10 protein-coding genes and 1 pseudogene are annotated in these 12,424 nt (G+C 47.0%); 5 read left to right on the forward strand and 6 right to left on the reverse strand.

Annotated features, from left to right (window positions below; all coding sequences use genetic code 11):
• Positions 1–83 precede the first annotated feature (83 nt).
• From AC0L4K_RS17295 to AC0L4K_RS17305, 3 genes are read right to left on the reverse strand one after another with little or no spacing between them, the layout of a single operon-like run.
• Entirely contained in the window at positions 84–1,607 is a 1,524-nt protein-coding gene (locus AC0L4K_RS17295) for a tripartite tricarboxylate transporter permease (protein ID WP_473267354.1), read from the reverse strand.
• 11 nt (positions 1,608–1,618) lie between these two features.
• A complete protein-coding gene (locus tag AC0L4K_RS17300; protein ID WP_473267355.1) occupies positions 1,619–2,071 on the reverse strand; it encodes a tripartite tricarboxylate transporter TctB family protein in 453 nt (150 codons plus the stop codon).
• Positions 2,068–3,045 (reverse strand): Bug family tripartite tricarboxylate transporter substrate binding protein, encoded by a 978-nt coding sequence (locus AC0L4K_RS17305; RefSeq protein WP_473267356.1) that lies wholly within the window; start codon positions 3,043–3,045, stop codon positions 2,068–2,070. Before AC0L4K_RS17305 ends, AC0L4K_RS17300 begins: the two co-directional genes overlap by 4 nt.
• Positions 3,046–3,204: 159 nt before the next feature.
• On the opposite strand from AC0L4K_RS17305, the gene AC0L4K_RS17310 reads away from it, so the two are divergent.
• The 3 genes from AC0L4K_RS17310 to AC0L4K_RS17320 are packed head-to-tail and all read left to right on the forward strand — an operon-like array spanning position 3,205 to position 6,309.
• Positions 3,205–3,873 (forward strand): response regulator transcription factor, encoded by a 669-nt coding sequence (locus AC0L4K_RS17310; RefSeq protein ID WP_473267357.1) that lies wholly within the window; start codon positions 3,205–3,207, stop codon positions 3,871–3,873.
• Positions 3,866–5,248, forward strand: a complete 1,383-nt coding sequence (locus tag AC0L4K_RS17315; RefSeq protein ID WP_473267358.1) for a sensor histidine kinase — start codon at positions 3,866–3,868, stop codon at positions 5,246–5,248. The genes AC0L4K_RS17310 and AC0L4K_RS17315 overlap by 8 nt, the downstream gene beginning before the upstream one ends.
• Positions 5,245–6,309: an ABC transporter substrate-binding protein gene (locus tag AC0L4K_RS17320; protein ID WP_473267359.1), complete on the forward strand. Its 1,065-nt coding sequence runs from the start codon at positions 5,245–5,247 to the stop codon at positions 6,307–6,309. Before AC0L4K_RS17315 ends, AC0L4K_RS17320 begins: the two co-directional genes overlap by 4 nt.
• Positions 6,310–6,593: 284 nt before the next feature.
• Here AC0L4K_RS17320 and AC0L4K_RS17325 read toward each other — a convergent pair whose 3' ends face one another.
• A complete protein-coding gene (locus AC0L4K_RS17325; protein ID WP_473267360.1) occupies positions 6,594–7,505 on the reverse strand; it encodes a 2OG-Fe(II) oxygenase family protein in 912 nt (303 codons plus the stop codon).
• 649 nt (positions 7,506–8,154) lie between these two features.
• Between AC0L4K_RS17325 and AC0L4K_RS17330 the strand changes: the two genes are divergently transcribed.
• Together AC0L4K_RS17330 and AC0L4K_RS17335 are read left to right on the forward strand one after the other, a co-directional pair.
• Positions 8,155–8,628, forward strand: coding sequence for a MarR family winged helix-turn-helix transcriptional regulator (locus AC0L4K_RS17330; RefSeq protein ID WP_417227804.1), 474 nt, complete (start codon positions 8,155–8,157; stop codon positions 8,626–8,628).
• A 275-nt stretch (positions 8,629–8,903) separates the two neighbouring features.
• Positions 8,904–10,442: a sulfatase-like hydrolase/transferase gene (locus tag AC0L4K_RS17335; RefSeq protein ID WP_417227805.1), complete on the forward strand. Its 1,539-nt coding sequence runs from the start codon at positions 8,904–8,906 to the stop codon at positions 10,440–10,442.
• Positions 10,443–10,605: 163 nt separating this feature from the next.
• Here the strand turns inward: AC0L4K_RS17335 and AC0L4K_RS17340 are convergent, their stop codons facing one another.
• Together AC0L4K_RS17340 and AC0L4K_RS17345 are read right to left on the reverse strand one after the other, a co-directional pair.
• Positions 10,606–10,785, reverse strand: coding sequence for a hypothetical protein (locus AC0L4K_RS17340; protein WP_417227806.1), 180 nt, complete (start codon positions 10,783–10,785; stop codon positions 10,606–10,608).
• A 369-nt stretch (positions 10,786–11,154) separates the two neighbouring features.
• Positions 11,155–12,320, reverse strand: a pseudogene (locus AC0L4K_RS17345) (alpha-hydroxy acid oxidase).
• Positions 12,321–12,424: the final 104 nt, after the last annotated feature.

The following is a 12,424-nucleotide window of genomic DNA, read 5'->3' on the forward strand; positions in this document are numbered from 1 at the left end:
CGTCCAAAAAAATGGGGGGGCCGTAGCCACCCCCGAATATTACATGTTTTACCTAACAATCATGCGTAACTCAGCAAGCAGGTTCAATCCTCAACCTCATTGGCTTTTGCCAGCAGTTTACGCATTTTGATTGAACGCATCAGACTCGGTGCAACAACCGCAACGATCGTAGCAATGGCCATGACATAGGTTATCGGCCCATCAAGTAGTACTGACCAGTCTCCGCCTGAAATAGACAGCGCACGACGCAGATTAACTTCCAACACCTCCCCAAGAACTAAGCCCAGAATGACAGGGGCAAGCGAGAAATGAAGCTTACGCAAAAGAAAGCCAACCACGCCCAGCAGCACCATAAAGAACAGGTCAAAACTATCGCCATGAATGGAGTAGATACCCACAAAAGTCAGCATCGCTATCACGGGTACCAGATACGCCTGCCGAATTGAAAGTAAGCGAACAAATAGTCCGATCATAGGCAGATTCATCACCAGCAACGCGATATTACCGACAAACATCGAAGCGATCAGACCCCATGCAATGTCAGGCCGCTGCTCGAACAACAATGGTCCCGGTGTGATGTTAAACATCATCAACGCACCCAGCAAAATCGCCGTCGTGCCACTCCCCGGAATCCCCAGTGTCAGCATCGGCACCATCGCCCCCACCGCAGACGCATTATTGGAAGCCTCCGGTGCTGCCAGACCGCGGATATCGCCTTCACCAAAGTGTTCGTTTTTACCTTCGGCAAAACGTTTCTCGGTGCCATAAGCAACCGCACTGGCAATCGAAGCCCCCGTACCCGGCAATACGCCAATCAGGAAGCCCATAACCGTAGAACGAAATACCACCCACTTAACCGCCAGCAGATCAGCGACCGTTACAAAGCTTTTGCCTAGCGGACGGACACCGAGGTCATTACGAGCCCAAGATTCAAGCAGAACAAAAATTTCACTGATAGCAAACATACCGATAACCACGACTAAAAAGTCGACGCCATCAAAGAAGTTCGGTATCCCCATGGTGAAACGTAACACGCCACTGCCAGAGTCAATGCCAACGGTTGCCAGTACCAAACCGATGAGCACGCCCACAATGGTTTTAACTGGCCGAGAGCCGACCATCGTAGCAAGACAAGTAAAGGCAAAAATCATCAGCCAGACATATTCTGATGGCCCAAATTGAACCGCAAACTGACTCAGAATCGGCGCGCAAATCACCATCATCAGCAAAGCGCCCATACTACCCGCAAAGGAGCTAATCGCTGACAGCGCCAGTGCACGACCACCTTCCCCTTTACGTGACAGCGGATAACCATCAAGGGTTGTCATGATGGCCCCTGCGTCACCGGGAACATTAAGCAGAATACTTGAAATACGGCCACCATACTCAGCGCCATAATAGACGCCCGCCAACAGAATCAGTGCAGATTCCGGTGGCAACCCGAGGGCATAGGCCAGCGGCAACAAAATCGCCACACCATTAATTGGACCGATCCCCGGCAGAGAACCAATCAACGTACCAATAAAACATCCCAACAAAACCAGTAATAGGTTGAGCGGGAGGAAGGCAACACTAAATCCGGTTGCCAGATGACTGAAAACATCCATAGATCTACTCCCTAAAAAACGCCGGCCCACCAAGTGCCAGAAGGTACATTAAGCTGAAGCAGCAAGGTCAGCAGAAAATAGCTGATGACGCTCATAACCAGCGCAAATAACGCAGCACGCTTCGGCGTTTCGCCAAACAACCAGCTAAAGACACTCCCCACGAGAAAAGTGGCCAGAATAAACCCGGCTTCTTCAAATAGCGCTGCATAGACAATCATTAACACCAGCCCGGCCAGCAGTTTCTTCAAAATGTCGGCGGTCGGATGCCAGCTGTTTTCATCAGGCTTAATAATTAACCAGACGGAGAAAATCGTTAATAAAATTCCCAGAATAACCGGGAAGGCTTTTGGCCCTAGGGGCTCATACTGGAAGGGTACATCAAACTGAAGGGCCGCCCAGACGATCAGTCCGGACAGCACCAGCAATATACCCGCAAGAATACGGTCATACATTGCAAATCTCACTTAATAAGGCCTGATTCTTTTGCCAGATCACGCATGTAACCGACACGGTTTTTAACGTAGCTGTCGAACTTCTCGCCAGACATTTTAAAAGGTATCAGTCCTTTTTCATGCACCGTGTCAAGGAACGCTTCGTTTTCATACGCCTTATCAAACTGACCGGCCCAATAGTTGTAAGCGTCATCAGAGACATCTGGCCCCAGATAAAAACCACGCAAGATGGTCCACTCAGCATCAAAACCCTGCTCTTTTGCAGTAGGAATGTCAGCAAACTCACCTTCAAGGCGTTCAGACGCCATAACTGCCAGCATTTTCAGTTTCCCGGCATCCATCTGTCCAACCATCTCACCCACATCACCAGGATAGATCTGAATATGATTGCCCATCAGTGCAGCAGTCGCCTCACCGCCACCCTCATAAGGCACATAACGCATCGTTTTTGGATCAACACCGGATGATTTCATCAGAATAGCCGCTTTCATCCAATCCTGACTGCCGACACCTCCGCCCGCACCGAGAACATATTTTGTCGGATCAGCTTTGACTGCAGCCACCAACTCAGCCAGAGTATTCCAAGGCGCATCGGCTCTCACAATAACGGCACCGTAATCGACACCGGCAGCACCGACCCAGCGGGCAGCGTTTTCATCAAGCTTTTTGCCAAACTTACCTTGAGCAATATTCAGCAAAGAACCGGAGCTGAACGCCACCAGCGCATTGCCATCATCACGACGGTTAGAGTTGATATAGTTGTACGCTACGGCACCAACACCACCCGGCATAAAGGTAACCGCCATTGGCGTACTCAGCAGATCCGCATTTTTGAAGCCGTTGGATACGATACGACAGGTTAAATCAAAGCCACCGCCGGGTTTTGCAGGGGCGACACACTCGGGTTTAGATGGTTCAAATGCAGTAGCTTGCATTGCAGTTGCCAAACCAGCAGCCAGTGCTAGTATACGAAGCTTGAACTTCATGGGGCTCTCCAAATCAGGTTTTTTGTTATTTGTTTTTTTAACAGCGCTCCTAAGAGTCAGTGAAATATAGCCCTGTTAACTGACAACGGTCTGACACGAGCAAAAAAAACACACTGAGAGGTTGCTTGTTGTTACCTCCCGACAGAGATTATTAGCGTTATGCGCATACTCCTTATAGAAGATAATGAAGCGCTGGCCGATGCTACTCAGGAATACTTCCGGCAGATTGGGCATCCTCTTGACTGGACAGTGTCAGTCGAACTAGCAGAACGCACCCTGTCATGGGATGATTTTGATATGCTGATTCTGGATATCAATCTCCCCGGCCGCAGCGGTTATCAGTTATTACAATCGCTGCGTAAAAAAGGCCGGACGATTCCCGTACTTATTCTGACAGCCCGAGCTGAAATTGATGATCGGGTTAGTGCCCTTGATCTGGGCGCTGATGACTACCTAGTCAAACCAGTAGACTTCAGAGAACTGGCCGCCCGCTGCCGAGCGTTATTACGCAGAGAGCGCGGTGCCGCCAGTAATATAATGCTCTGCGGCAATCTGATTTTTAATCTGGCAACCCATCAGATAACGGTCAATAATCAACCTGTCGAGCTTCGGCTGCGGGAACGACAGCTGCTCGAGCTGTTTTTGAAAAACCTAGATCGCGTATTGACCAAAGAAGATATTGCTAACAAGTTATATACCTTTGATGAAGCCAATACCCCCAATGCAATTGAGCAAACATTAACTCGCCTGAGAAAAAAACTCTCAGAATCATCCCTGCATATAAAAACGATTCGCGGCCTTGGATACTTAGGTCACATCGATGACTAAAGCCGTTTACTCTCTGCAGCAACACCTAATTACCCGCACTGTGCTGTTAATGATAATTGTATTTGCAGTTCTGAGTGCAGGTGTATGGGATTACGCCAGACGTGCTGCAGATCTTTCCTATAACCGACTTCTGAACAGCGCCAGCTTATCGATTATAGAAAGAATCTCTGTTCAGGAATCTCAGATTGACCTTGATTTGCCCTATGCCGCCTTATCGATGCTGGAATTAGCGCCTGATGACAAAGTCTACTATGAAGTCATTGATCATACCGGCCAACACCTGACCGGCTATCGTAAAACCCCCTCTCCGAGAAATTATCAGCCTCACAGTGATCCCCAGTTTTTTACCGCAAAGTACAAAGGCGAAGTGGTTAGCTGGGTCGCCCAGAGCAAACAGTTGATTGCACCAGCCGCCAACGGCTGGGTGGTGATTAAACTGGGACAAACAAGAAAGGCCCGCAACGAGCTGTCTGGCGAGATTTTTTTCAGCTCGCTGGCGACACTCTCTGGCATTTTATTGTTAACAACCTTACTGGTGTGGCTGGGTGTCAGGCGGGCTTTACAACCATTGAGTATCATCTCTGAAAACCTGAAAAACCGTTCGCCAAACGACCTACGCCCGCTAAATACCCCTGCCATTAAGGAGGTTGTCCCGTTGGTAGACGCGATCAATAGTTATCAGCAACAACTGCTGCACAATCTGGACACGATGAAAGTCTTTATTGCCGATGCCTCCCACCAGATACGCAGCAGTTTAGGTGGCATACAGGGACAGTTGGATGTAACGCTGCAGGCCTCTGATACTGAGGAGATCAGAAGCCGGTTAATCAACATTCGCCAGCAACACAAAAAGCTGACACGCCTGACTAATCAATTACTGGCGCATGCATTAGTGACTCACCGAAGTGACAGCATTGAGCCTCGTTTGATCTCACTAAACGCGCTTGTCGAAGCGTTATTAACGGAGACGGTCAGAGATCAGGCGCATACTCAGATCGATTTTTCATATACTGCCAAGACTGACGACATTCGTATTCCGGGCGATAAGGTCAGCTTGAAAGAAGCGCTCAAAAACCTACTTGAAAATGCGGTGCGCTATGGCCCTGACATTAATCAGATTGATATCACCCTGCGCCCCTGCGATGAAAACCTAGTCGAAATTATCATTGATGACAGCGGCCCCGGCATTCCGGGTCATCAACGCCGTCAGGCGATACAACGCTTTTCTCGTCTAAGTTCCGATGTCTCCGGTTCAGGTCTTGGCCTCGCCATTGTCGAAACCGTTATTCAGGCGCATCAGGGCATTCTTAAACTTGAACGCAGTCCATCCGGTGGTCTGCGTGTCCTCATTCGCTTACCCGGTGCACCTCTATGAAACTGCTGTTGCAACGCCTTGCCCTGATTATGGCCCTGATTCCCTATGCAATGCTGAGTCATGCAGAGGAAGCGACCGACCAGCCGTCATCACTGGTCATCTTCAGCGCCACTGATACCTCCGCCATGCAGCCGATCATTGATGCATTCAAACAAATCTCACCGGCGATAAAGATTCACTACCACGAGTTTCAAACCAAGGAACTGTTTCATGCGATTCAGCAGTTACCGGAGGATCAGTTACCGGATCTGGTCATCAGCTCAGCGATGGATCTACAGATCAAACTGGTGAATGATGGTTATGCTCAGCCATTTACTGACCCAGTCACCGAAACTCTCCCCCACTGGGCTAACTGGCGAAATGAAGCCTTTGGCTTCACCTATGAACCGGTGGTGATGGTCTATAACAAACCCGCTTTTCAGGGTATACCTCTGCCAAACACCCATGAAAAGCTGGCACTGGCGATTCGCAGCAACAACGATTTTTTCATGAATCGTATCGGCACCTACGACATTCGGTTATCTGGGGTGGGCTACCTGTTTGCCTCACAGGATGAAATCAACTCCAGTATCAGCAGCCGACTGAAAGAAAACTTAGGTCGTGTCGTCACTAACTTACACTGCTGTAGCAGCAACATTATCGAAGAGATCGCATCGGGAAAACTCGTATTTGGTTATAACGTGATCGGATCGTACGCTATAAAGTATGCCCAAACGGACCCGGCAATAGGTATTATCTTTCCAGAAGACTACACCCTAGTTATGAGTCGAGTCGCCTTCATAACTCGCCAGGCTCGTCATTCAGAAAACGCTCGATCATTCCTTCGTTACCTACTATCGCACGAAGGTCAGCAAGTTATTGCTGATAAAAGTGGTCTCATTGCTCTCCACCCCGACGTAAAGGGACCTCTTACTTACAACCATCTCCAACGAGACTATCCGCTGCGCTTTAAACCCATCCCATTAGGTCCTGCGCTGATGGTTTATCTAGATCACCTGAAACAACGGCGATTTATCCATGAATGGAATAATGCGATCTTATATGATGTATTTGTTCCCTAAAAAACCACGGTGACGCCCTCAACTCCGTAAGCATACCGCACCATTTTGCTTTCAAGGCGGGATACACACCGAATGAGTGCGGGTTTTGTCTAGCTACATTGTCACGACGCGGCTATTTGGCTGCTATACCCCAAGCCCAATGTACTAACAGCCAGGTTCATGTTTTCATCAATTATCTTCTCGAATAAATAGGTAAACATGCCGTTTAAGTGTGGATCTGAATAATTAGACAAGGCTAAGGGATGAATAGCTCCTCACACCGGCGTAAACCGCTAATGCACAGCTTAAAACGGGGCATAGTCGTCAAGCGCTACTGTTGGCAACGTCCAGCGTTTTTCGGCATCGATAGCAACACGCGCAGCCGGTTGAGGTGGGAGTTGCCCACGATCCCCATACAACCAAAATATTAAGTTAGTGCGTTGACCACTTGTTATCGGTTGAGCAGCATGAGCAACTCTGCCACGGTGAATCATAGCAATGCCCGGTTTGAAATTTAGACCGTTCATTTTGTTCGTGGTTGGGTCGAAAAAATCGACCGATGAACCGGTAAACTCTTCACCTGGCAGGTTCAGATTAATGTTAAGAGTAACGGCAGAAGCATCGGTATGCAGCTGAATTGATGCATCCGTGCTTGGCTGGTAATGAATAGAAAAACCGAGGGTCTGTGTGTCGTAACCCATCGTTTCAGGGAACAAAAGGCGGGCGATCGGGCGCATATAGGTATTCAGCAGTTCACCATAAAAGGCTTGAAAACTTGGTGCTGCAAGATACCCCTCAGATCGGCGATCAAGCATCGCTCCGCCCCGGTTGAGCACAATACCATAGGGCGGTCTTAACGGAATTTGCGCATCCCATACATGGTCTAGATAGCCTCGTAAATCTGCAAGACGATCCGGGTCGAAGAATTGGCACTGAAAAACATCAGGAGCAACTTCCTGCCACAGTTCTTGCACACCAAGCTCTTTCTCTGGATGTTCCCACGCCAGCATAACCGCATTGTGCAAATCTTTATTCAGCAGCGAGCTGTCCAGAGGAATCAAATTACCTTTCTCATCGCCCTCCCACTCTTTCCACGCATGGCTGAGTAATTCTCGATTTTTATTCCAAAACTGCTGTACTGACGGTTCGCGGTAAAGCATTGCTGCTCTCGAAGGCAGATCTAAAGCCCGTGCACGCTGTAATTGTTTGAGTGACATAGTCAGTTTTGCTCCCGATAGCTCACTAGGCAACCGCTCTTGCCTCAGTGGAAAACGCCATACTACATCGACTACTACGAATAAAAACCGCCCCTTATGAGAAACAGAATTAGGATTTTACATATAATCAATCTGTAACAAACATTCTCATTCTGGAATCTAGGGAACCAGTGATAAAAGCCCAGGTTTACTTAATTCGCTAACGTCTCTTCTGCGAATAACTTTCGAGCTAAACCTTTGCCTGCTAGCACATGAGGGAAGTTCATAATGATTGCGTAGGCCAAATCGAGGGAACCCCAGCAAGAGTACACATAGAAGTAATTTCGTAAACGTATATCCTTTACGGGCTCTCAGACTGTACCCGTTCGGCATGCAATGAACCCCCAGTATCGTGGAGAGTGTATATGGGCGCTGACCATTTCCAGCCTTAAGATAATGTGATGTAATCGTTTTCTTAGAGCACCCCAGGAGGAGGGGCTTATTCACAACGTGCCTAGCGTCGAGATATTCACATTGATCTGAGCTCTATTAACAACATGTAACGCCTAAATTAGTTAGCTATAACAACGATATTTCGTTAATATCAACAACATAATACGGCGATATATCTTTATATCAGCTATCAATAAATAGCGTTTAGGCTCAAAACATGGACAACTCAAGTCTCAACTATTTAAAGCTACAACAATTAATCGCGTTTAAACTTACCACCTTGGCCAACACTATTACCCGTGCTGTTAGCATTGAACTCGAAAAAGATTTCAGCATCGGTATTACCGACCACCGAATCTTAGCGGTAATTGCCCAGAACACGACCGTTTCAATCTCAGAAATCACCAACCTGACTAAAATCGATAAAGGCTGGATTAGCCGATCAGTCAACAGTTTATTAGAACAGGGCATGATTACCAAAATGCCCGATCAAAAAGATGCCCGTCGTGTAAAGCTTGCATTAACGGATAAAGGTCGAGAGTTACAGCAACAACTTTACACACAAAGCGTTAGACGCCATGAGCTCTTACTGGAAAAATTCACCCCCGGCGAAACAGCCATGCTATTTGAGTTAGTTGAACAGTTGCAAGGGCAATCAGATATTCTATTGAAAGAAGCTGAAGAAAAGTAAAACGCTCGTATCACAGGCGCGCAATGCGCCTGTACCTCGCTGTTATTCGGCCATCCCCTCCTTCGTTAATACACCTTACCGCTAGCGCCTCTCTCAACCATAATGATGTTTTATTCAATCATTTTCATATCAAAAAATATTGTTGACAAAACAACCAATAACCAACTACACTTTTTGTTGTTAAGACAACATAATATCTATCAATACACTCCGCTATCTTTTATGAAATTTCTTAGGAGCCCGTATTAATCTGAAGGATGTAGAGGCTACATAACATGCAAAAAAAACAACCCAATATATTAATCATCACCTCCGATCAGCATCGAGGAGATTGTTATGGATTTGAAGGCCGAAAAGTTCGTACTCCCCATCTAGATGAGATGGCCAGTATGGGTACGCGTTTCAACGCCTGTATAACTCCCAATGTTGTCTGTCAGCCATCGCGCGCATCAATCTTAACGGGGCTTCTGCCAAGAACTCATGGCGTGCATGACAATGGGATCGACCTCAACCCGGCAATCGGCGAAAAAGGATTTGCCGGCGCACTCGCAGCCGCAGGCTATAACACAAGCTTTATTGGCAAAGCCCATTTTGCGACCTATCATACGTTTCAGCCGACCGGTACACCGGAATGCACCACCACAACTCGCTCCATGTCTGAAAACTGGAACGGCCCCTATATGGGCTTCCAGCATGTTGAGCTGATGATGACCGGCCATAACTATTTTCTTCCCAATAAGCCTCCTGAAGGCCAACACTATGAGCGTTTTTTCCATGCCAACGGCATGGGCGAACGACGCATTGAGCAATACCATACAAAACTGCCGCCAATATCAACGGCTGCACAAACATTCAATTCAGCCCTACCAGAAGCCTTTCATAACACTACCTGGGTTGCAGATAGAACTATCGATTACATTAAAGACGCGGCAAAAAGCGATCAACCGTTTTGCATGTGGGCCTCTATCCCCGACCCCCATCATCCTTTCGATGCGCCTGCCCCTTGGTGCTATATGCACCACCCCGACGAAGTAGACATCCCAGAACATAGAACCCGGGATTTTGACAAACGCCCTTGGTGGCACCGTGCATCCGTCGAAACAGATCCTAAAGGTGGTACTGCAGAGTCAAGACGAGTTCGGCGAGAATTTAGCCGGATTGACCCACAAACCGATCAGCAACTTCGAGAGATGACCGCCAATTACTACGGCATGATCTCTCTGATTGATCATAATGTAGGACGAATACTACTGAGCCTTCAAGAGTCCGGGCTAGAAGAAGATACCATCGTTATCTTCACCACCGATCACGGTGATTTGATGGGTGATCACGGTCTCTATCTAAAAGGACCAGCTCATTATGAAGGCTTGTTAAGAGTTGGAATGATTGTCAAAGGCCCAGGCGTACCAAGCAATAAAGTGGTAAGCGAGCCCGTATCAACAATGGATTTGAGTCCGACACTCATTGACTATGCCAATGCGTCTCCACTATCTGAGCAGCATGGTCAATCGCTACGCCCGTTAATTGAAACAGACAATGCATCCCGTGATTTCGCCTTAAACGAATGGGACCTGTTACCAGGACGTATCGGTTTAAACCTAACCCTGCGACTGGCCAGAACCAAAACCCATAAGCTAACTCTTGAACAACAATCAGGCGCTGGTGAAATGTATGATCTGGTTAATGATCCTCATGAGATGCAAAACCTTTTCGACAACCCCGATTACAAATCAGTGCAGCAAGAATTAACCGATATGATTAACGCTAGACCCGATGATATGTTGCCACTTGGAACGCCATCAGGTCCTGCCTAAACGACTAGCAAATCGATTCACAGGGTGGATATCCACCCTGCCTTTTAACTACTTGTTTAAGCACTCCCACATTAAAAGCCCTTAAACTACTCAAACCTGTGCGGTAATTCCCACGACCTCTGACACTATGGCAAAACTAAACTCGAACAGCTAGAAGCATCTGTCAGCCATGCAGGTGGTAGGAAGGATGAGCTAGAAAGGGTAAACGCAGTGTTAAAATACGGGTGATATAACCCAATACTCGTTTGCCCGCACGCCCCAGATTTCTTAGGTTTATAAGTTGTTGCCGTAGTTCAGGATTAGCACGCAACACCCTCATCATATTTCGGTTATGATTATCCATATAGTGACCACTTTTGAGTTTATTCAATAACTTGATAATACCTCTATTTCTACGTATAAAAAGCGAGCTATTCTTACTTAAGACATTAAAAAAACTAATCTATAACACCGATACTATTTTTCTTATAAACTAACGAAAGATGACATTTCAACAGAGTTTAAAGACAGTTGAACAGAAGACCAATGATAAAAGCGGTAAGAATAGAAGGTTGAACAACAAATAAAACAGAAAACAGAAACGCCTATTTCGACTCTACAACATATAACCTGAAACAACGTTAACTTATAACTCTATTTTTTTCATATAGATAACTCATTTTTATCCCAAAAAAAGCCCTACATGAGCAGGGCTTCAAAAATAGTTGCTTGATCAATCATTAATACGTTTGCGAATATGCTGAGGACCAATTTCTTCCAGTGAAGAACAACCGGCTAAGATCATACAACGCTCAAATTCAGACGTGAGAATATCTAATGCTTTCTCAACGCCTTCCTGCCCGCCAGCTGATAGCCCCCGCACATAGGCTCGACCAATGCTGCAGGCATTAGCACCTAACGCAATCGCTTTAAAAATATCGGTTCCACGACGAATACCGCCATCAACTATAATTTCCATATCAGGACCAACAGCGGCGCGAACCTCTTCAACAAGCTCAATTGGCGCCGGTGTACCATCAAGTTGACGCCCACCATGATTCGATAAAATCACGGCAGTTGCTCCGACCTCTTTTGCTTTAAGCGCATCAGCGACTGACATAATCCCCTTAATGGCAAAGGGCCCTTCCCAGCTATCAATCATCTTCTTCGCATCGTCCCAAGTTAGGTCTTTTTTGAACAGCGTGCCAAGGGCTTGCGTAAAGGCTTGGGAGTCACCCATTGATGGTTGTGGCAACTCGGGGAAGTTCCCCAATGACATTGAGTTCGAACTCAACAAGTATTTAATCGTCCATGCTGGACGCATCATATACTGAAACATTGACTTCAAGGTTAGTCGCGGCGGAATAGCCAACCCACTTCGGGCATCCCGTTCGCGATTCCCCCCACGACCGTATCCACTGTTAAGCAGAGACCTTTATATCCCGCTTTCTCAGCCCGTTCCAATAATTTACTACTCAATGCTTGATCATTAAGAACATACACCTGAAATAACTTGTTGCATGGGCTAGCCTCGGCAATATCCTCAAGTGGCAGATTGGAAAAAGTAGATGCTGTGTATAACGTGCGACGAGATGCTGCAGCTCGAACTCCCGCTAATTCAGCATCCGTTGGACACATCATGCCAGAGAAGCCGGTTGCCGAAATATAAAAAGGATGCGGTATCTTGCAGCCCATCACCTCTGTCGCAGTGGTCAGCGCACTGATATCCTGTAGCACCTTAGGCACAATTTGATAACGACTAAATGCAGAGATATTATTGGCCAACGACACCTCATCATCAGCGCCTCCTTCCACATAATCAGTCACCGGAACCGGAAGACGCTTTCTAGCCAGACGTCCAAGATCATCAATATTGAAACAGTTTTTTAGTGTTGTCATAATTAAAACCTAAATACTAATAATGGTTAAAACGCCCAGCTAAATAGCCATCGCGTAAAGTCAGTCAATCCGGATTCCCTATCAACCCTAAACGAATGCCTCGA

The organism is Amphritea sp. GJ51-11 (assembly GCF_055808735.1).

Excerpts from the sequence above, each read along its gene's own strand:
- AC0L4K_RS17295 (WP_473267354.1), bottom strand. The coding sequence starts at position 1,607 with ATGGATGTTTTCAGTCATCTGGCAACCGGATTTAGTGTTGCCTTCCTC.
- AC0L4K_RS17305 (WP_473267356.1), bottom strand. The coding sequence starts at position 3,045 with ATGAAGTTCAAGCTTCGTATACTAGCACTGGCTGCTGGTTTGGCAACT.
- AC0L4K_RS17310 (WP_473267357.1), top strand. The coding sequence starts at position 3,205 with ATGCGCATACTCCTTATAGAAGATAATGAAGCGCTGGCCGATGCTACT.
- AC0L4K_RS17315 (WP_473267358.1), top strand. The coding sequence starts at position 3,866 with ATGACTAAAGCCGTTTACTCTCTGCAGCAACACCTAATTACCCGCACT.
- AC0L4K_RS17320 (WP_473267359.1), top strand. The coding sequence starts at position 5,245 with ATGAAACTGCTGTTGCAACGCCTTGCCCTGATTATGGCCCTGATTCCC.
- AC0L4K_RS17325 (WP_473267360.1), bottom strand. The coding sequence starts at position 7,505 with ATGTCACTCAAACAATTACAGCGTGCACGGGCTTTAGATCTGCCTTCG.
- AC0L4K_RS17330 (WP_417227804.1), top strand. The coding sequence starts at position 8,155 with ATGGACAACTCAAGTCTCAACTATTTAAAGCTACAACAATTAATCGCG.
- AC0L4K_RS17335 (WP_417227805.1), top strand. The coding sequence starts at position 8,904 with ATGCAAAAAAAACAACCCAATATATTAATCATCACCTCCGATCAGCAT.
- AC0L4K_RS17340 (WP_417227806.1), bottom strand. The coding sequence starts at position 10,785 with ATGGATAATCATAACCGAAATATGATGAGGGTGTTGCGTGCTAATCCT.